At 41.2% G+C, this 20,090-nt stretch carries 17 protein-coding genes; 10 read left to right on the forward strand and 7 right to left on the reverse strand.

Annotation, left to right across the window (positions count from 1 at the left end; genetic code table 11):
• The first annotated feature begins 2 nt into the window (after positions 1–2).
• Together FHW89_RS03690 and FHW89_RS03695 are read left to right on the forward strand one after the other, a co-directional pair.
• Positions 3–4,031 (forward strand): non-ribosomal peptide synthetase, encoded by a 4,029-nt coding sequence (locus FHW89_RS03690; protein WP_216650461.1) that lies wholly within the window; start codon positions 3–5, stop codon positions 4,029–4,031.
• A 7-nt stretch (positions 4,032–4,038) separates the two neighbouring features.
• A complete protein-coding gene (locus tag FHW89_RS03695; protein ID WP_172333639.1) occupies positions 4,039–4,812 on the forward strand; it encodes a 4'-phosphopantetheinyl transferase superfamily protein in 774 nt (257 codons plus the stop codon).
• Here FHW89_RS03695 and FHW89_RS03700 read toward each other — a convergent pair.
• Positions 4,783–5,508: a glycosyltransferase family 2 protein gene (locus FHW89_RS03700; RefSeq protein WP_172333640.1), complete on the reverse strand. Its 726-nt coding sequence runs from the start codon at positions 5,506–5,508 to the stop codon at positions 4,783–4,785. The genes FHW89_RS03695 and FHW89_RS03700 overlap by 30 nt on opposite strands.
• An 84-nt stretch (positions 5,509–5,592) precedes the next feature.
• Here FHW89_RS03700 and pbpC point away from each other — a divergent pair, with 84 nt between their 5' ends.
• The 5 genes from pbpC (at position 5,593) to FHW89_RS03725 (ending at position 13,945) form a co-directional block, all read left to right on the forward strand.
• Complete coding sequence (gene pbpC, locus FHW89_RS03705; RefSeq protein WP_172333641.1) at positions 5,593–7,986, forward strand: penicillin-binding protein 1C; 2,394 nt, start codon at positions 5,593–5,595, stop codon at positions 7,984–7,986.
• Positions 7,987–8,110: 124 nt separating this feature from the next.
• A complete protein-coding gene (locus tag FHW89_RS03710) occupies positions 8,111–8,827 on the forward strand; it encodes a 3'-5' exonuclease (protein WP_172333642.1) in 717 nt (238 codons plus the stop codon).
• Positions 8,828–10,540 carry an ABC transporter ATP-binding protein gene (locus FHW89_RS03715; protein WP_172333643.1) on the forward strand — a complete coding sequence of 571 codons (1,713 nt, stop codon included), beginning with the start codon at positions 8,828–8,830 and terminating at the stop codon, positions 10,538–10,540.
• A gap of 188 nt (positions 10,541–10,728) precedes the next feature.
• A complete protein-coding gene (gene rnr, locus FHW89_RS03720) occupies positions 10,729–12,864 on the forward strand; it encodes a ribonuclease R (protein ID WP_172333644.1) in 2,136 nt (711 codons plus the stop codon).
• 106 nt (positions 12,865–12,970) lie between these two features.
• Positions 12,971–13,945, forward strand: a complete 975-nt coding sequence (locus FHW89_RS03725) for a polyprenyl synthetase family protein (RefSeq protein WP_172333645.1) — start codon at positions 12,971–12,973, stop codon at positions 13,943–13,945.
• A 105-nt stretch (positions 13,946–14,050) separates the two neighbouring features.
• Here the strand turns inward: FHW89_RS03725 and FHW89_RS03730 are convergent, their stop codons facing one another.
• The 6 genes from FHW89_RS03730 to FHW89_RS03755 form a co-directional block, all read right to left on the reverse strand.
• Positions 14,051–14,914, reverse strand: a complete 864-nt coding sequence (locus FHW89_RS03730) for a DMT family transporter (RefSeq protein ID WP_172333646.1) — start codon at positions 14,912–14,914, stop codon at positions 14,051–14,053.
• A 130-nt stretch (positions 14,915–15,044) separates the two neighbouring features.
• The gene (gene rpmA, locus FHW89_RS03735) at positions 15,045–15,479 is read right to left on the reverse strand and encodes a 50S ribosomal protein L27 (protein WP_172333647.1); all 435 of its coding nucleotides are present in this window, start codon (positions 15,477–15,479) and stop codon (positions 15,045–15,047) included.
• 50 nt (positions 15,480–15,529) lie between these two features.
• Positions 15,530–15,838 carry a 50S ribosomal protein L21 gene (gene rplU / locus FHW89_RS03740; protein WP_090467954.1) on the reverse strand — a complete coding sequence of 103 codons (309 nt, stop codon included), beginning with the start codon at positions 15,836–15,838 and terminating at the stop codon, positions 15,530–15,532.
• Positions 15,839–15,912: 74 nt separating this feature from the next.
• Positions 15,913–16,416: a hypothetical protein gene (locus FHW89_RS03745; RefSeq protein WP_172333648.1), complete on the reverse strand. Its 504-nt coding sequence runs from the start codon at positions 16,414–16,416 to the stop codon at positions 15,913–15,915.
• A gap of 40 nt (positions 16,417–16,456) precedes the next feature.
• Positions 16,457–16,840 (reverse strand): four helix bundle protein, encoded by a 384-nt coding sequence (locus FHW89_RS03750; protein WP_172333649.1) that lies wholly within the window; start codon positions 16,838–16,840, stop codon positions 16,457–16,459.
• Between the two features lie 66 nt (positions 16,841–16,906).
• A complete protein-coding gene (locus FHW89_RS03755; RefSeq protein ID WP_172333650.1) occupies positions 16,907–18,280 on the reverse strand; it encodes a dicarboxylate/amino acid:cation symporter in 1,374 nt (457 codons plus the stop codon).
• Positions 18,281–18,432: 152 nt separating this feature from the next.
• Between FHW89_RS03755 and FHW89_RS03760 the strand changes: the two genes are divergently transcribed.
• From FHW89_RS03760 to FHW89_RS03770, 3 genes are read left to right on the forward strand one after another with little or no spacing between them, the layout of a single operon-like run.
• Complete coding sequence (locus FHW89_RS03760) at positions 18,433–18,960, forward strand: hypothetical protein (protein WP_216650462.1); 528 nt, start codon at positions 18,433–18,435, stop codon at positions 18,958–18,960.
• A 44-nt stretch (positions 18,961–19,004) separates the two neighbouring features.
• Positions 19,005–19,502 carry an RNA polymerase sigma factor gene (locus FHW89_RS03765; RefSeq protein WP_166086900.1) on the forward strand — a complete coding sequence of 166 codons (498 nt, stop codon included), beginning with the start codon at positions 19,005–19,007 and terminating at the stop codon, positions 19,500–19,502.
• On the forward strand, positions 19,489–20,079 hold the full coding sequence (locus FHW89_RS03770) for a hypothetical protein (RefSeq protein WP_076373348.1): 591 nt from the start codon (positions 19,489–19,491) through the stop codon (positions 20,077–20,079). The genes FHW89_RS03765 and FHW89_RS03770 overlap by 14 nt, the downstream gene beginning before the upstream one ends.
• The last annotated feature ends 11 nt before the right edge of the window (positions 20,080–20,090 follow it).

The following is a 20,090-nucleotide window of genomic DNA, read 5'->3' on the forward strand; positions in this document are numbered from 1 at the left end:
TTTTGGAAGCCGTCTACACATATAATACTACTCCGGTTGAATTTGATCCTTTTGCCGGACCTGAATTACAAGGCATAGCCCATTCTACAGAATCGCAATTGGAAATCTGGGCTTCTTGTCTTATTGGCGGCGATGAGGCCAATTGTGCTTATAACGAATCATTTTCATTATTACTCTCAGGCATATTAGATCATAAGGCTATGTTAAGAGCGCTACAGGATCTGACTAACCGGCATGAAGCGCTCAGATCATGTTTTAGCGCCGATGGCAAGTATATATGCATTTATAAAGAGTTGGCCTTCAAAATCAATTACCAGGATATTACTGATCGCTCAGCCGAAGAACAACAAACACTTATCGATGAGCAAAATCAGCAAAATGCTTTAACACCGTTTAATCTGCTCACGGGCCCTCTGTTTAAAATATCACTGATCAAATTAGCCAGTGATAAACACTTGTTAACCTTCATTGCCCATCATATAGTTTGCGATGGATGGTCGATAGGCATTATGATGCAAGACCTCGGAAAACTATATAATGCCTATAGCAATAATGAACAGCCGCAACTATCCCCTGCTCCCCTCTTCAGTGATTATGCTGCTGAACAATTGGCATTTGAGCAGACTCCGGAATATAGAAACACAGAAGTTTATTGGCTTGAACAATTCAAAGGCAGTACCCACGCCTTAAATATTCCTACCGATCTGCCACGCCCAGCCATACGCACCTATAAAAGCCACCGCGATGATTTTAATTTAGACAGCGAACTGACTTCTTCTTTAAAAAAACTGGCTAAAAGTAACAACAGTAGCTTCGTTACTACACTATTGGTGGCTTTTGAGATTTTTTTGCAACGCTTAACTGGTCAGGACGAGATCACTTTGGGCTTGCCTGCTGCGGGGCAGTCGGCTACAGGCAATTACGGTTTAGTTGGGCATTGCGTTAATCTGCTTGCACTCAGAAGTTATCCAAAGGGCGAACTTTCATTCAGGACTTATCTAAAACAACGTACTTCGGCTATTTTAGATGCGTATGAGCATCAGCAATATACTTTCGGCAGCCTGCTCAAAAACCTAAATATCCCCCGCGATGCTTCGCGCATACCCCTGGCGCCAGTCATGTTTAATATTGATATGGGGCTTGATGATGATGTTAATTTTAACGGATTACAACATCAGCTAATAAGTAATCCCCGCGAATATGAAAGTTTCGAACTATTTGTAAATATATCCGGACGTGATGAGGCACTTACCCTGGAATGGTCATACAATACCCAATTATTCAAAGCATCAACTATCCGCGGTATGATGGATGATTTCGAATTTTTATTGAAACAACTGGTAAATAACCCCGATATACTCATTGCCGATATTCCGCCTAAAAACTCCGGAGAGCTTATCGATCAACTAAATAGCTGGAATAATACCTTCTCTGCTTACCCGAAAGATACAGGTCTTCATCAATTGATCAGCCAACGGGCAAAAGAATTTAGCGATCATGTAGCCGTAAAATTTGGTGATCAATCGATTACCTATAAACAGTTAAATGAAAACGCCAATCAGCTGGCATCATTGCTAATCAGCGAGGGCGTAAAAAAAAGTGATAAAGTAGCATTTGTGCTTGATCGTTCGGCGAATTTGGTAGTGGTAATGCTGGCCATCATGAAAACAGGCGCGGTGTATGTACCTGTAGATCCGCAATTCCCCTTAAACCGTATCAACCACATGCTTACTGATTCCGGTTCGGTTCTGCTCATTACATCCGAAAATTATAAAGAACGTTATCCAGCAATTGCAAAAGAATTGCTGATAGACAATATATGGCCTACACTTGATCAGTACGCTGCAAGTGATATAGAAGTTGAGGTACAAGGCGACGATCTGGTTTATATACTATATACCTCTGGCTCAACAGGATTGCCAAAGGGCGTACAAATAGCTCACCATAACTTAATTAACTTTTTGTACAGTATGCAAAAAACACCAGGTATTACGGCCGCAGACAAACTGCTGGCGGTAACCACGGTAAGTTTTGATATATCAGGCCTGGAATTATTTTTACCATTGATCAGTGGTGCACAGGTAATCATAGCCAACAGCCAGGAAGCGAAAGACGGACGTGCACTACTTGAAATCATCCAAAAAGAAGGCATTACCATTATGCAAGCCACACCATATACCTGGCGCATTATGCTTGAGGCTGGCTGGGATACCGCAACTCCGCTAAAGGTTATCTGCGGTGGTGAGGCATTACCAAAAGAACTAGCCGAAAAAATAGTAGCCCGGGCGGAAAGTTTGTGGAATGTATATGGCCCAACGGAAACAACTGTGTGGTCAACCGTAAAACAGATAAAAGCCGATGATGCACTTATCACCATTGGCAAACCCATTGACAATACAGCCATTTATATTTTAGATAAATATCTTAACCCTTTGCCAGCTGGAACAGCAGGAGAAATATATATTAGTGGTGATGGTGTTGCTAAAGGTTATTTAAATCAACCTGTTTTAACAAGCGAAAAGTTTGTTGCCGATCCCTTTTCAAAAGTCGCCGGTAGTAAAATGTACCGTACCGGTGATATGGGTAAATTTCTCAGCAACGGCGAAATCGAATGCCTGGGCCGGATAGATTCGCAAATAAAAATACGGGGATACCGCATTGAAACCGGCGAAATAGAGTATCACCTGGTTAATCAATATAACATTAAAGAAGCGGTGGTTTTGGCTCGGCCCGATAATAATGGTATCGATAAATTGATGGCCTATGTGGTTACAGGAGATAACTATAAAGCCGAATCTGAAACCGATCAGGTAAAAGATTGGAAAATTGCATTAAGATCGGCACTGCCGGACTATATGGTTCCTGATAACCTGATCATTGTGCCAGCTATGCCTTTAACACCTAATGGTAAGGTTGATAAAAAAGCGTTGGCTGATCAGCACGGCAACTTAGCCGAAAACATTCATCTATTCATAGCTCCAAGAACAGATGTGGAAAAACTGGTAGCCGATGTTTGGTCGGAATTCCTGGAGATCAAAAACATCAGTATTTACGATAATTTTTTTGAGCTCGGTGGTCACTCCCTTATTGCAGTACAGGTAATGACCCGCATTGAAAAACTTACCGGTAAACGCCTACCCCTCGCTGCTCTCTTTGAAAACTCCACTATTGAAAAATTGGCTTTAATGCTGGAGATGGATGGCAAATCAATCGTATGGGATTCATTGGTGCCTGTTAAGCCTTCGGGCAATAAAATGCCTTTATATATTGTGCACGGAGCTGGGCTTAATGTATTGCTATTCAACACCCTGGCATCAGGCATGGATGCCGACCAACCAGTATATGGTCTGCAGGCCAAGGGCCTTAACGGTATAGATGAGCCATTAAATAACATTGTTGATATCGCGGCGCATTATAATGCGGCCATCATGGCCCAAAACCCTACAGGCCCTTATGCATTGGCAGGCTATTCTTTTGGAGGTATCATTGCTTTTGAAATGGCCAAACAGCTCGAAGAACAAGGCAAACAGGTAAAAATGCTGGCCATGTTTGATACATACGCTTATCGTTCACCTTATTTTGATCCATGGATCATAACGCAAACAAAACGGGGTAAGTTTTTTTTACGTAAATTGATATATAATTTATCATTCCCTAATGGTTTCGCGAGCACAGTGGTACATACGGGTAAGGTAGCCAAACGTGGTTTTACCAAATTATTTTGGAAGATATTCAAGGACGAAAAGCAAGAAGGTTTTTTTGGTTATGCCAATAAAATAGATGAAATGAATATACTTGCCGAAAAACATTATAAATTAGAGGCCCGAAATATTACTATTGAATTGTTCAGAGCCGAGGATCGTACTTTTTACATGGACGATTTTGAATATCTTGGCTGGAAACCATATGCATTAAAAGGAGTTAACGTACATAAAATACCTGGCGGACATAATTCTATTTTTAAGGCCCCTAATGATAAAATATTTGCAAGTATATTACAAAGCTGCCTAAACAAAGTCGCCCCAAAATAACCATATTATGTGTTTAATTAAAGTTCATATCAAATACCAAGATGATATTAATTGGCAAAATGGCGTGAGTTGTGATTATAAGTTAAATGATGGCCAGGTTGATGTTTGGCGTATCAGGATCAGTTCAAATCTGACATTTATTGATGACTTTTTTAAAGTATTATTACCTGATGAAATAATAAGAGCTAACCGTTATGTACAAAAAAAAGACAAGCTTCGGTTTGTATTAAGCCGAGGAGCATTGCGTTGTTTACTAAGCAAGTATACCAATCAGCCTGCTACTACCATTAAATTTGTTATCAGTGCCAACAAAAAGCCATACATATACGAGCAAAACTTAAAATACAACGTGTCTCATGCAGGCGATTGGGTTTTAATTGCTATATCAAACACAGAAGTTGGCGTAGATACTGAAGAGATGGATCCTTCTTTTAGTTATAAAGAGATTCTTGCCGATTATTTTAGTAAAGACGAGATTCATTATATTGCCCATCAGGGCTCTATTAACAGCTTTTACTTACTTTGGACACGTAAAGAAGCATTAACCAAAGCAACCGCAATTGGTTTAGATAATAACCTGAAATATATCCCCAGCCTAAACGGCGATCATGAATTGGATGGAGGTATACTTGCCTCATCCGGTAACTGGAAAATGAACAGTTTTAAGCCCGACGAAAATAATATGGCCAGCCTGGCTACCGAAATAACAGCCGGGCAAACAATGTATTGGGATGTTAACTTTGAAAACTTTTTACCGGGCTTTAAACAACCCGTACTTTAATATACAGAATATGGCCCTTACACCATCTTTCCACCCTATCTTTTTCCCCTCTTCATAGGTTCGGCCATAATAAGAAATGCCCACCTCATAGATCCTGATTTTCGGGATGCGCGAAATCTTGATGGTTACCTCGGGCTCAAAGCCAAATCGTTTTTCTGTTAGCGGAATTCCCTGTATCATCTGCGTGTTAAACAATTTATAGCAGGTTTCCATATCTGTAAGATTCAGATTGGAGAACATATTTGAAGCAAAAGTAAGCCATCTGTTTCCTATGGTATGCCAGAAAAACAATATCCGATGCGGGTTGCTTCCCATAAATCTTGAACCATAAACCACATCGGCAAAACCAGATACTACCGGTTTTAGCAGGTCATTATATTCGGCAGGATCATATTCCAGGTCGGCATCCTGAATAATAAGATACTCCCCTGTTGCCTTTGATATACCTGTATGCAGGGCCGCCCCTTTACCCTTGTTTACTTCATGCTTAAAGTATTGTATATTAATATCGGGATTAGCCTGTTGATATGTGGCAATGGCCAGTTCTGTATTGTCCTTTGAACAATCATTCACAATAATGATCTCTTTTTGAATATCATTGACAAGGTTTACCTCTTTAATTTTATCCAAAATTAAATGTATCGTATTACCTTCGTTATAAGCGGGGATGATAATGGATAATTTTTGTATTGTCATTATTGTTTTTGTGGTCAAACTATGCAATTGTTTTATATTTATACTTCGGTATAAGCTTATTATATCTTTATTGAAAATATTTTAATGCAAGCCGTACTAAAACACGTCAAAATTTACTTAAAAAAACCAAAAGTAATATTTATACTCATATTTCTGACTGTTTTAACCCTGTTGTTTTGGTTTTGTTTGCCCAATCCGTTATTTAAAAGTCCAACATCATATGTTATTGATGATAGTAATGGACAATTATTAGGTGCATCTATTGCTATCGATGGTCAATGGCGCTTTCCCTATAATGACAGCGTGCCCTATAAGTTTAAGCAATGTATCATCGCCTTTGAAGATAAACGCTTTGAGCACCATCCCGGTTTTGATCCTTTAGCCTTTGGCAGGGCCTTGAAACAAAATATCTCATCAAAAAAAGTAACCAGTGGTGGCAGCACTATAACCATGCAGGTCATTAGGCTTGCAACTAAGCACAAACGCAATATCTGGAATAAATTTTTAGAGATATTTATGGCTCTGCGGTTGGAGTTTACTCATAGTAAGAACGAAGTTTTAGCACTTTATGCCAGCAATGCTCCATTTGGCACCAATGTAATCGGTTTGGATGCCGCTTCATGGCGGTATTTTGGGCGCGATCCTAGCAAATTATCCTGGGGAGAGATGGCGGCGATGGCCGTTCTGCCAAACTCACCATCATTAGTGCATCCCGGCAGAAACAGGCTTATATTACTCAAAAAACGAAACTTATTGCTTCAGCGTCTCTACAAGGCAGGTGTCATTGACAGTACAACAAGAGCTTTGGCTGAACTGGAACCTGTGCCAGATCGCCCGGTACCTTTACCACAGCAGGCTCCTCACCTACTTCAGCGGTTTAAAAACGATCAGCAGCACCACCCTGACGGCGATACCCGGCTACAAACAAGTATAAACTCCGCCTTGCAAGAGCAGGTTAATGATATCCTGGAACAGCACCATCAGCTTCTGAAAGCTAATGATATTAATAACATTGCCGCCATTGTTTTAGATGTAGAAACGGGTGCTACGCTGGCTTATGCGGGTAATATAGCACACAGGGAAGACCCGCAGATGGAAAGTGATGTGGATGTGATTGACGCTCCACGCAGCCCGGGTAGTACCCTAAAACCTCTATTATATGCCTCCATGTTGCATAACGGTTTGATATTACCTAACAGCCTGTTGCCTGATGTACCTACACTGATAGCAGGTTATCACCCGGAAAACTTTGATTTGGGATATGATGGCGCTGTGCCAGCATCACGGGCATTATCCCGCTCCTTAAATGTACCCGCTGTAAAAATGTTGCAGCAATTTAAATACGAACGTTTTTATGACTTTTTGCAAAAGGCAGGTATCACTACTTTAACCAAACCGGCAGATCATTATGGATTGTCGCTGATATTAGGCGGTGGCGAAAATACGCTATGGGAGCTAAGCGGAGCTTATGCTGATATGGCCCGGGTGCTTAATCATTATGACCGGTATCATGGTCAGTATAACCCGGCAGATTATCATAGCCCCGTTTATAGTATACCACAAAAAGTAGTAAAACCTAACCTGGAAAAAACGGGCTTACTGGATGCAGCATCCATATATTATACATTCCAGGCGATGGAAGAGGTTATGAGACCAGGTGAAGAAATGCTTTGGCAGCAGTTCAGCTCCACCCAGCGTGTGGCCTGGAAAACGGGCACCAGCTTTGGCTTTCGCGATGGCTGGGCAATAGGTGTTACTCCACGATATGTGGTTGGTGTATGGGTGGGCAACACTGATGGCGAAGGCCGGCCCGGGTTAACAGGTATTAATACCGCGGCACCCGCGCTGTTTGAGATCTTCCGGTTATTACCTGTATCGCGCGATTGGTTTGAAATGCCAACCGGCGAAATGGTCAAAATAAAGGTATGCCATCAAAGTGGTTACCGCGCCGGGCAGTATTGTGATAACACCGACGATATGCTGGTTCCTAAATCAGGACTTAAAGCACCCGTTTGCCCCTATCATAAATTGATACATCTCTCGGCCGATGGGCGGTATCAGGTAAACGGGAATTGCGAATCGCCGGATAATATGATCAATAAAAAGTGGTTTGTACTCCCCCCTTCTATGGAGTACTATTATAAAGCCAGAGATTATCAGTATCATGTATTACCGCCTTTTCGCGCGGGTTGTATTCAGGCAGAGAATGGTAATGCCATGGAGGTTATATACCCAAAAGATGACGCCAAAATATATGTACCTCTTGAAGCCGATGGTAGCCGGGGCCGGATGATCTGTAATGCTGCTCACCGGGTTCCGGGCATGAAAATATTCTGGCACCTGGATGATCAGTACGTTGGCGAAACACAGGATTTTCACCAGATGGCCCTTAATCCGCCTCCAGGCAAACATATACTTACCCTGGTTGACGGAAATGGAAATACCATTAACATAGGCTTTGAAATATTGAGTAAATAATGGATTCACATAATATGTAATAAGTTAAGTGTCAAAAAATCAATTGTTGGCTATATAACTTAAAACATAGAACCGTTCAAAGTCCAAACATTCATTATATTGGCATCACAAAAATGTAATTCCAATGCTCGAACAGTATGACCTGCATAATTTAATGGTAATTGATATCGAAACCGTGCCTCAATACAGTTCACATGATCAGGTACCGGAACATTTGCAAAAGCTTTGGGAACTTAAAAGCCAAAACCTCCGCAAGGATGAAAGCGCCGAAAATTTTTATAAAAGCGCTGGCATCTGGGCCGAGTTTGGTAAGATCATTTGTATATCGGTGGGGATATTTACAGGCAGCAAAGATAAGGACATCGGGTTGAGAATAAAATCATTCGCGGGCCATGATGAAAAGGACGTGCTTGCCCGGTTTTCGGCCCTGTTGTTCGGTCAGGCGCCTAACTTGGTTTTATGCGCGCATAATGGTAAAGAGTTTGATTTCCCTTACATCTGTCGCAGGTTACTGATCAATGGGTTGCCATTTCCACCTCAGCTACAATTAGCCGGGAAAAAACCATGGGAAATTGTACATATCGACACCATGGAACTCTGGAAATTTGGCGATTATAAAAACTACACCTCACTCAACCTGCTTACTGCCATATTTGACATCCCCACCCCAAAAGACGATATTGATGGCAGCATGGTTGGCGATGTTTACTGGAACCTGAACCAACTCGAGCGTATATGCACCTACTGCCAAAAAGATGTTGTAGCAACGGCACAGCTGTTAAGACGCTACCGTGGTGAAGAACTGATAAAAGATGAACTGGTTACCATAATAGGCCAATAAATGTTACAGATAAGCGATCTTTCGGTTAATTTTAAAACAGCTAATGGTTTATTCAAAGCGGTAAAAAATATATCTTTCACTTTAAAAAAAGGCGAAACAGTAGGTATTGTGGGCGAATCGGGTTCTGGAAAGTCAGTGACGTCGCTTGCCCTGATGCGTTTACTCAATACCGATCAAACGGTAGTTAATGGAGAAGTATTATTGAATGATACCAAGCTATTTGAACTACCTGAGGCTGATATGCGCCACATTCGTGGTAACCGGATGGCCATGATCTTTCAGGAACCTATGACCTCGCTAAACCCCGTGCTTACCTGTGGCTTTCAGCTTACCGAAGCTATAAAACTCCATTTAGGGCTGAGTAATGCTGAAGCCAAAAAGAAGACCATCGAATTATTTAACGAAGTTCAGTTACCGCGACCTGAAACTATATTCGACAGCTACCCACATCAAATATCCGGCGGGCAAAAACAAAGGGTAATGATAGCCATGGCTCTTTCCTGCAATCCCGAGATATTGATAGCCGATGAACCAACGACAGCGCTGGACGTAACGGTTCAAAAGGCCATTATCGATCTGTTGTTAAATCTCAAAAGTACACGTTGCCGCAGCCTTATATTTATATCGCATGATCTGGGCGTGATCAAAGAAATTGCCGACCGGGTTTTGGTGATGTATAAAGGACAAATTGTGGAAGAAGCTTCTGTAGCTGACTTGTTCAATAATCCACAACATGCCTACACCAAAGGACTTTTAGCCTGCAGGCCCTCCCCTGATCAGCACTTAAAAAAACTACCTGTTATAGCCGACTTTTTTAATGCTGATGGTTCCCCGGATACTCAATCAACAACTATCGAGAGCATCCGCGCCAGATACAGTTATACTGAAACAGAAGTCGCCAATCGTAAAAAAGCGCTTTATGAACAGCAACCTCTTTTAAAAATTGATAAACTATCTACCTGGTTCCCCATTAATCCGGGTTTGCTGGGCCCGTCAGGGCAAGTGGTAAAAGCCGTAAACAATGTGAACCTGGAGGTCTATCCAGGCGAAACGCTTGGTCTCGTTGGTGAATCCGGTTGCGGCAAAACTACCCTTGGCCGAACTATTTTGCGCCTCATTGAACCTACTCATGGCACTGTAAGTTTTGAAGGAACGGATCTGGGCAGTTTAAAAAAAGATGCCTTACGCGAAATTCGTAGGGATATCCAGATTATTTTCCAAGATCCCTACTCCTCTTTAAATCCACGGCTAACTGTTGGGCAGTCATTAATGGAGCCTTTACAGGTACACCAATTTTATAGCAACGACACGCAACGTAAGCAAAAAGTACTGGAACTGCTGCAACGGGTAAATCTTTTGCCTGAACATTTTAACCGCTACCCGCATGAGTTTTCGGGTGGGCAAAGGCAACGTATTGTTATAGCCCGCGCTTTGGCTCTGCAACCTAAATTTATTATTTGCGATGAATCAGTTTCCGCTTTGGATGTATCCGTACAGGCGCAGGTATTGAATCTCATCCGTGAGTTACAGCAGGAGTTTAAGCTTACCTACATTTTTATTTCACATGATCTGGCCGTTATCAAGCATATATCTGATCGTATGGTGGTGATGAACAAAGGCGAGATCGTCGAAACAGGTTACCCCGATGATATTTATTATCGCCCGCAGCAAGATTATACCAAACGTCTGATAGCATCCATCCCGCAGGGATAATTCAGTGAACAAGGATGTTTGGAGCAAAGAATAAGGATTTTTTCTATATTCTTTTACACCAACAATCATCATCCCAGAAACTCTTTTGTTTTTCCTGTCCTTGTTCTTTGTTCCAAATGTCCTTGTTCCTCAAAAACTCCCCCATCCGCTAATGCCCAAATTCCGTATCTTTGACCAAATACTTATGTATGTCTAAAAAGAAAAATAACTCTTCAATAGTTCAGGTACTCACTCAAATGGTGCTTGATGTATTTGAACAAAACGGTAATACACCGTTAAATTACAAACAAGTTTCTGCTAAACTAAATGTTCGCGACCCCGAAGCGCGCGAGATCATATTTGATATATTAAAAGACGAAGCCAAAAAATCAGTACTCAAAGAACTTTCGCCCGGTAAATTCCAACTTCTGGAGTTAAAAACGTTTATTGAAGGTAAAGTTGATCTAACCAATGATGGCTCGGCTTTTATTGTTACTGATGATGAATTTGAAAGCGATATTTTTATAGCTCCCCGTAAACTGCGCAACGCCCTGAATGGCGACCGTGTTAAAGTATACGTATATGCCAAAAGCAAAGGAAAACGTAAAGAGGGTGAAGTAATTGAGATCATCCAAAGGGCTAAAATGGAATTTACCGGTGTAGTAAAACTGTCGGAGCGTTTCGCGTTCTTTATTCCTGATGATCGTAAAATGATGCACGACATTTTTATACCCATCAGCGAGTTGAATGGTGCTAAGAATGGAATAAAAGCAGTTGCCGAGATTACCGACTGGCCAACCGAAGCAAAAAACCCTATCGGCAGGATCAAGCATGTACTGGGTGCACAAGGTGAAAATGATACGGAAATGAATGCTATACTTGCTGAGTATGGTTTTCCGCTATCTTTCCCTGCCGAAGTAGAACATGAGGCCGAAGCCATATCTGATGTTATCTCGGAGCACGAAATAGCCAAAAGGCGCGATTTCAGAAACATCACCACATTCACTATCGACCCTTTTGACGCCAAAGACTTTGATGATGCGTTGTCATTCAAACAGTTAGACAATGGCAACTATGAAGTTGGTGTTCACATTGCCGACGTATCACATTATATAGAACCCGACTCTGCCTTAGATAAAGAAGCATTGGAACGTGCTACCTCGGTTTACCTGGTCGACCGTGTTATACCTATGTTACCTGAGCGTTTATCAAACGGGCTTTGCTCTTTGCGGCCTAAGGAAGAAAAATTATGCTTTTCGGCCGTGTTTGAACTGGACGAAAATGCTTATGTAATTAATGAATGGTACGGTAAAACCGTCATTTACTCCGATAGGCGCTTCACTTACGAAGAAGTTCAGGAAGTGATCGAAAATAAAGCAGGCGATTTTGTAGATGAGATTTTAAAGCTTAACGCCCTGGCCTATAAACTACGTGAACGTAAATTCAAAAATGGTGCCATCAGTTTTGAAGCTACCGAAATTAAATTTAAGCTGGATGAACATGGTAAGCCAACAGGTGTTTATGTAAAGGAGCGCAAAGATGCCCATAAACTTATTGAAGATTTTATGCTGCTGGCTAACCGCAAGGTGGCTGAATATGTGAGCAAATTGGGTAAAGGTAAACATAAATACACTTTTGTGTACCGTGCCCACGATTCTCCTAAGCCCGACGCCCTGGCCAACTTTGCGCAATTTGCCGCACGTTTTGGTTACAAGGTAAATACAAAATCGGACAAGGAAACGGCTAAATCCCTTAACTTTTTGATGGAAGATGTGGAGGGTAAAAAAGAGCAGAATGTGCTTACCCAGCTGGCTATCCGATCGATGGCGAAAGCTATTTATACTACTAAAACCAGCAGCCATTACGGACTGGCATTTGATCATTATACCCATTTCACCTCTCCTATCCGCCGCTATCCCGATGTTATGGTGCACCGGCTTTTGTTTCATTATTTGCACGGAGGTCAATCAGCCAATGCCGAACATTATGAAAAACTATGTTCGCACAGTTCGCAAATGGAGAAGAAAGCTGCGGACGCGGAACGTGCTTCGGTGAAATATAAACAGGCCGAGTATCTGAAAGACCAGGTTGGTAATATGTTTATCGGTATCATATCGGGTGTTACCGAATGGGGTATGTATGTAGAGATCATTGAGAATAAGTGTGAGGGCATGATCCGCTTACGCGATATATCTGATGATTTTTATACGTTGGACGAGAAAAACTTCGCCATTATTGGTCAGCGCAAAAAGAAGATATACCAATTAGGCGATGAAGTACAGATCAGGGTAAAAAATGTCGACCTGACTAAAAAACAAATTGACTTTTCATTAGTACAAGATTAGTTCATCGGTTCATTAGTTCACTGGTTCATTAGTGGTTTGTTTAATACCTATCCACTATAAAACACCAATGAACTACTGAACCAGTGAACCAATGAATCAATAAAGAATGAAACAACTTACTGATTTGCAGGCATTGATAACTGAAGCTATTGACAAGCTTGAGTTCCCTCAACACCCTGCAGACTTATATGAACCTATAAGTTATATACTGACTCTTGGAGGTAAACGCCTGCGGCCGGCCCTTTTGCTTATGGCCTGTGACCTTTTTGGCGGCGATGTAGAAAGTGCTGTTCAACCAGCTTTAGCTATAGAGGTTTTCCATAATTTCACGCTGATGCATGACGACATTATGGATAATGCACCACTGCGCCGGGGCCAGATAACCGTACACGAAAAGTGGAATGCCAATGTGGCTATCCTTTCTGGTGATGCCATGATGGTAGAATCCAACAAACTGATGATGCGGGTTCCGGATGCTATTTTACGCCCGGTAATGGATGTTTTTAATGAAACCGCTACCGGTGTATGCGAAGGTCAGGAAATCGATATGAGCTTTGAGCAACGCAGCAACGTGATCATCGACGAATACCTGAACATGATACGCCTCAAAACCGCTGTGCTATTAGGTGGTACACTTAAAATTGGCGCTATTATAGGTGGAGCATCGTTAACAGATGCCCAGCTATTATATGATTTTGGTGTGAACCTCGGGGTAGCCTTCCAATTACAGGATGATATACTGGATGTTTATGGCGATCCCGACAAATTTGGGAAACAGGTTGGCGGCGATATCATCTCCAACAAAAAAACGTACCTGCTTATCAAAGCACTTGAGTTGGCTAAAGGTAATCAGGCACATGAATTGAATAACTGGCTCGCCATGCAACTGTTTGACATACCTGAGAAAGTAACCGCTGTTACTGGTATTTATAACGAGCTGCAGATAAGGAAATACGCCGAAGAAGCTATGCACACCTTTGCCGACAAAGCATTCAAGGCATTGGACAATATCAATCTTCCCGAGGAGCGCCGCCAATACCTGCGTCAGTTTGCCGATAGTTTATTGGTAAGAGAGTATTGATTCAACATTATTACCACATTTGGCCATGCTACCGGTGGCATCTGCAACAAATGAAGGGAACGCATAACGAAAAAGGCCTGATCAAATTGATCAGGCCTTTTTGTATCAGGATTCCGGCACAGGATTTTTTGCTTTCATGGTAGCGCCCGCGCTTGCTATAACGATCAGTGCTACAGCTATCCATTCATTCAAAGAAAGATATTCATGAAGAAAAACAAGACCCGAAAGCGCCGCGACTGCAGGCTCCAGGCTCATTAGGATGCTGAATGTTTTTGCAGGAATTCTTCGCAATGCACTCATCTCCAATGTAAAAGGTATCGCACTTGAGAGTAAGGCTAACAGAAAGCCAGACAACAGCATACCAGGTCTGAAATGAATTAATAACCCATTCCCTATTGCCACCGGTAATACCACCGCAGAAGCGAAGAGCATACCGATACTTACGGCTTTGCCACCATCCGTTATTTTGGAGATTCGTCCGCCCAAAACAATGTAACCAGCCCACAATGCACCGGCTAACAAGGCCAGGAGCACGCCGATAACATCTAATCCATTATTGCTCCATGGTGCTATCAGAGCTATTCCGGCTGCTGCCAGAATTATCCATAAAAAATCTATAACTCTTTTAGAACCGGTCATGGCAAGTACCAGGGGCCCAATAAACTCCAAGGCAACACCCAGCGCAAGAGGTATGCGCGCAATAGCCATGTAAAAAACAAGATTCATCGCTCCTAATGTTAACCCATACCCGGCGACCGCTTTCCATTGTGTATTGGACAGACTTTTTAAATTAGGGCGATTAAAAATAAACAGGATAATGGCAGAAAAAAAAATTCTCAACGCGGAAGTTGAAGCAGCGCCTAATACTGGGAAGATACCCTTTGCAATTGCCGCACCGCCCTGAACACTTATAATAGATAATAACACCGCAGGTACTGCCGGGATTTCGAAACCCTTCTTATTCTTCATTTAAAAATGCTTAGTGATAAAAGTAAAAGATTTGGCCTGCAACGATGTCAAACCTATGTAAGTTCATAATGCATAAAAAAATCCCTGATCAAGTTGATCAGGGATTTTCTATATCTGTTAGCTTAGCTAATTACTCAGCTACGGCTTCTTCAGTTGCTTCTGTATCAGCTTTTTTTGCTTTTGGTGCTGCTGCTTTTTTTGCTTTTGGTGCTGCTTCAGCAGTTTCAACTTCGGCTACTGGTGCTTCAACTACTTTCTTTTCTGCTTTTGCTTTTGGTGCAGGAGCTGCAACTTCAGCAACCGGTGCTGCTTCAACCGGAACTACAGAAACGTATGAACGGTTATCAGCTTTTTTTCTGAACACTACGTGTCCATCAGCTAAAGCAAATAGAGTATGATCTTTACCAATACCTACGTTAACACCAGGATTGTGTTGGGTACCACGCTGACGTACGATGATGTTACCTGCAATTGCTGGCTGACCACCGAATATTTTGATACCTAAGCGTTTGCTATGCGACTCACGGCCGTTTCTGGAACTACCGGCCCCTTTTTTGTGTGCCATTTCTTAATATTTTTATGGAATTGATAAACAACTCCAGGTTTAAACTTTAATTATAATGTAATACCAGTGATCTCGATCTTGGTAAATTGCTGACGGTGACCGTTTTTCTTTTTGTAACCTTTTCTTCTTTTCTTTTTGAAGATAATTACTTTATCACCTTTTAAATGAGACACGATCTTAGCCGATACTTTAGCACCTTTCAAATCAGAACCTAATTTGAATTTACCTTCGTTTTCTGCTAACAATACACTGTCAAATTCAATACTAGCGCCCTCATCCCCTTGTAATCTGTGTACAAAGATCTGCTGGTCTTTTGCAACTTTGAATTGCTGTCCGGCTATACTTACTATTGCGTACATGTTTGTTAATTATTGTTTTAAAATTCGAGGTGCAAATATAGGGATTGATTATTAAATAAACAATACCATCTATTTTATTTCTTCAATCTTTCTTCGGCAGTATATAAACTCTGCTCTATTTCCTTGATCAGGGTTTTATTGGCATCAATCAACCTAACGTCACCTACAAAGCCACTATCGTATACTACGCGCTTACTTTTCTTCTTATACTTAAACTCGATAATGTAGCGTATCGATTTGTTTTTGCCCTTGGTACTATCGGCCAGTTCTTTTACCGGAAAATCCCAGAAACCCAGGTCGGCAGCCTTGTGGTGCAGATAAAGTAGATCATCGCTGGTTAAACGCAAATGCATTTTTACCAAAGAGTCTTGCTTATTTACATATTGATAATCACCTGTTTTGGAATCATATTTATTGATCAGGCTATCAACAGGACCGAATTGTATTGTCATGGAATCAAAATCAGAGAAGCGGTATGGCGCATTCTTGATCATCATACCATAGTAATAAACACAATACACTATAAAAGGTACTATAATAGTACACGCAAAAAATATTTTCTTGGAACGATCGGACATGGGATTAATTAGTGAGTTAGTGAATTAGCGAGTTAGTGAATTATTTAACATCGTTATTTTTTGATACTGTTTTTCTTGATGCGGAAGCTATTTTAAGAATTTGGCTTGCTTCATCTGCCAATGCCGATAAACTTGATGCTACTACTACTCCTGCATCTATCAGAACCTCCATCCAAAACAAAGCTTCATCTGCTTCCTCTACAACAATAGAAAGTTTAGCATGAAACTCAGCTTGTGATCGTGCTCTACAGGCAGCCCGATAGTTAGCTCCAACGGATGAAGATGATCTTAACAATTGCCTGCCTATGATTTTAGCCTCCTCCGTCGGCGGCAAAGTTCTAAAAAATTTAATATTATCTACAACAAACTTTTTAGTTCGCTGTCTGAATATCTCCGCAAAGGCTGCTTTGCTATTATCTTCCATTATTATTTAATCAATCAATAATTAAAAAACCACTTAAAATCACTAATTCACTAAATCAATAATTCACTAATTATCAAGCTCTCCCTCCCATTTACTTACTACTGCAGCTGCCATGGCATTGCCTAAAACGTTGGTTGCTGAGCGGCCCATATCCAGTAAAGGATCAATACCGATTAATAAAAATAAGCCAGCCTCAGGTATATTGAACATAGATAATGTGGCGGCAATTACTACCAGCGACGCTCTGGGGACACCAGCCACACCCTTGCTGGTAAGCATAAGCACCAGCAACATCGATAATTGATGGCCGAAAGATAAATGAATATCATATGATTGCGCCAGGAATAAAGAAGCAAAGGTCATATACATCATGGAGCCATCCAGGTTAAATGAATAGCCCAATGGCAATACAAAACTTACAATTTTATTGCTGCAGCCAAAATTTTCCAGCTCAAGCAATACTTTAGGATAAGCCGCCTCACTGGTTGATGTACTGAAAGCTATCAGCATAGCATCCTTTATGCGTCCTATCAGTTTAAACACCGGCTTCTTTAATACGATAAAACCAACCAGAATAATGATTAGCCAAAGCATGACCAATGAAAAATAGAACTCGCTTATAAAAATACCGTAGGTAGATAGCACGCCCAGCCCCTGCTTGGCAATTACAGCCGTAATAGCTCCAAAAACAGCCAGTGGGGCAGCTTTCATTACATAACCTGTGATTTTTAAGATCACGTGTGCAAAAGCATCCATGGCTTTGATCACGATTTTACCCTGCTCGCCAATGGCAGCGGTTGCCACACCAAAAAACATAGCGAATACCACGATCTGCAAGATCTCGTTATTGGCCATAGCCTCAAAAATACTCCGTGGGAAAACGTGACCCACAAAGTCAATAAATGACAGGGCTGTTTTCTTGATACCGGTACTTAAGTGACTATCAGGCAGTGGTAGGTGCATAGCTTTACCCGGCTGAAACAGGTTAACCAGCAGCATGCCTAACAACAGGGAAACCAGCGTGGCACTTAAGAACCAAAGCATTGTTTTACCACCTATACGGCCAACAGCTTTAATATCCCCTACTTTGGCCACACCAACTACCAGCGTAGTAAAAACAAGGGGGGCCACGATCATTTTGATCAGTCGTAAAAATATCTCACTTAAAATAGAAAAACCTTCCAGTTTATCCTCGCGAATAGAATTATTATCTTTACTGATCTTTGTTTGTTGTACTTTTTGCGCCCTCAAGGCTATGTGCTCGGCAGCAGTAGTGTCATTTAATAAAGCCAATTTGGTGTTAATAGTTTTAATATTAACATCGGCCGTATTAATTTTTACATTGATGGCATTAATTACGCTTACATTATAAATGTAGCCGGTTATTACACCTAAAACAAGGGCGATAAAGATGTAGAGAGTCAGGTTATTTTTTGGCATATAACAAATTGCAGGGCGCTAAACTACAAAAATTAATAATTTTAAAAGTATCAAGTAGTTAGTATCAAGTATCAAGACAGGAATAAAGCTCCTTTTACGATTACTTATATAAATCTTGATACTTGATACTAACTACTTGATAATAAATTATTATGAGTATTACCACATACGGTTTACAGCATATAAAAAAAGAGACTCAGCACCTTTCGCAGGAGCAGCTATCGGAGCTTTTGCTCCGTTTGGCACGTTATAAAAAGGAAAATAAAGAGTTGCTGGCTTACTTATTATTTGAGGCCTATGATGAGGCAGCTTTTGTTGAAAAAGTAAAAGGCGAAGCAGGTTTTATGTTCAGTCAGCTATCAGCACTGAGCTATCATGCGGCAAAGGGTATGCGTAAAATTTTGAGATTGCTGAGCAAGTACACCAAGTTTGCAGGTTCAAAAGAAGTAGAGATAGAATTGCTCCTGAACTTTTGTGTGAACTACCTGGAATATGCCGATAGGCGTACCACCTACAAACCTATCAGACTGATATTAACCCGGCAGGTAGAAAAGATACGCGGATTGATTGGAAAACTACACGAAGATCTGCAGTTTGATTACCTGGACAGTTATAACACCCTGCTTGATGATGCCGAAAAAAAACTGGTTTGGTTTAAAAAGAATGATTATCAGTTGTAACATATAGCCTTTACATTAATCTAACAATAAAAATCTATTAACGCGTGGCCAACAAAGAAGCAGCATTCAAGCAAATATATGAAGCTAATTCTAAAAAGATATTCCATTTATGCTATGGTTACACCGGCGATGATGATGCCGCGAATGACCTGCTACAGGAAACATTTTTAAAAGTTTGGCAAAATTTAGAGAAGTTTCGCAACCAGGCCATGATTTCAACCTGGATATACCGCATTGCTGTAAACACTTGTTTAACCTATTTACGATCAGAAAAAAGACAGGCTAAAGACGAGTTAACCCCTCAAATAGCCGAAACAAAAAGGGAAGAACTATCGGATAAAAACGAGCAGGTAGCTTTGCTGTACAAGTGTATTTCAAAGCTGGAGGAGTCGGAAAGAATTATAATAACCATGGTGCTTGATGAAGTGCCATACCCCGAAATAGCGGATATTTCGGGTATATCAGAGGGAAACCTGAGAGTGAAGATTTATCGTATAAAACAAAAATTAACAGAATTATTTAACCAGTATGAAAGACTTTGATCATCTGATGTCGGTTTGGCAGGGACAGCCAAAACCAGATCAACTTTCAGTGGATGATGTGCTGAAACAGGTAAAGAAGGGGATCCGAAGCATAACTACCAAGTTATACTGGACCATTGTGGCCATGGTGGCTATAGCAGCGTTTGCATTTATTGTTACCTTTTTCCTGGCCTTTAAATCGTGGATTACCACCGTGGGTATTCTGATAGTGCTGGTCACTATGTTGATGTACCTGTCGCTCGTAGTAAGGCACTATCATATTTTGAGCAAGCGCGATGCTACTCAAAATCCCTCGGAGTACCTTGACAGCCTTAAAGCCTACCAAAAAACAAGAACAAAAATCATCGGCTGGTTCTATTACATTTACATACTGCTCATCAGCGCCGGCCTCGCACTCTACTTCGCCGAAGTACTATCAACCTCCTCCCTCCTTTTTAAACTCATCACTTACGGTTCCATAATTATCTGGTTTTTATTTACCACGTTTTATTTAAAACCGCGCATGTTTAAAAATGAAGAAGAGAAGCTTAACCTAATGATTGATCGGCTGGTGCGTTTGAAGGAGCAATTTGATTAAGACTCTTATTG

Source organism: Mucilaginibacter sp. SG564, from assembly GCF_013149275.1.
Classification (GTDB): domain Bacteria; phylum Bacteroidota; class Bacteroidia; order Sphingobacteriales; family Sphingobacteriaceae; genus Mucilaginibacter.

What these genes read in the sequence shown, in the direction of transcription:
- FHW89_RS03695 (WP_172333639.1), top strand. Translation starts at nt 4,039, where the DNA reads ATGTGTTTAATTAAAGTTCATATCAAATACCAAGATGATATTAATTGG.
- FHW89_RS03700 (WP_172333640.1), bottom strand. Translation starts at nt 5,508, where the DNA reads ATGACAATACAAAAATTATCCATTATCATCCCCGCTTATAACGAAGGT.
- pbpC (WP_172333641.1), top strand. Translation starts at nt 5,593, where the DNA reads ATGCAAGCCGTACTAAAACACGTCAAAATTTACTTAAAAAAACCAAAA.
- FHW89_RS03710 (WP_172333642.1), top strand. Translation starts at nt 8,111, where the DNA reads ATGCTCGAACAGTATGACCTGCATAATTTAATGGTAATTGATATCGAA.
- FHW89_RS03715 (WP_172333643.1), top strand. Translation starts at nt 8,828, where the DNA reads ATGTTACAGATAAGCGATCTTTCGGTTAATTTTAAAACAGCTAATGGT.
- rnr (WP_172333644.1), top strand. Translation starts at nt 10,729, where the DNA reads ATGTCTAAAAAGAAAAATAACTCTTCAATAGTTCAGGTACTCACTCAA.
- FHW89_RS03725 (WP_172333645.1), top strand. Translation starts at nt 12,971, where the DNA reads ATGAAACAACTTACTGATTTGCAGGCATTGATAACTGAAGCTATTGAC.
- FHW89_RS03730 (WP_172333646.1), bottom strand. Translation starts at nt 14,914, where the DNA reads ATGAAGAATAAGAAGGGTTTCGAAATCCCGGCAGTACCTGCGGTGTTA.
- rpmA (WP_172333647.1), bottom strand. Translation starts at nt 15,479, where the DNA reads ATGGCACACAAAAAAGGGGCCGGTAGTTCCAGAAACGGCCGTGAGTCG.
- rplU (WP_090467954.1), bottom strand. Translation starts at nt 15,838, where the DNA reads ATGTACGCAATAGTAAGTATAGCCGGACAGCAATTCAAAGTTGCAAAA.
- FHW89_RS03745 (WP_172333648.1), bottom strand. Translation starts at nt 16,416, where the DNA reads ATGTCCGATCGTTCCAAGAAAATATTTTTTGCGTGTACTATTATAGTA.
- FHW89_RS03750 (WP_172333649.1), bottom strand. Translation starts at nt 16,840, where the DNA reads ATGGAAGATAATAGCAAAGCAGCCTTTGCGGAGATATTCAGACAGCGA.
- FHW89_RS03755 (WP_172333650.1), bottom strand. Translation starts at nt 18,280, where the DNA reads ATGCCAAAAAATAACCTGACTCTCTACATCTTTATCGCCCTTGTTTTA.
- FHW89_RS03760 (WP_216650462.1), top strand. Translation starts at nt 18,433, where the DNA reads ATGAGTATTACCACATACGGTTTACAGCATATAAAAAAAGAGACTCAG.
- FHW89_RS03770 (WP_076373348.1), top strand. Translation starts at nt 19,489, where the DNA reads ATGAAAGACTTTGATCATCTGATGTCGGTTTGGCAGGGACAGCCAAAA.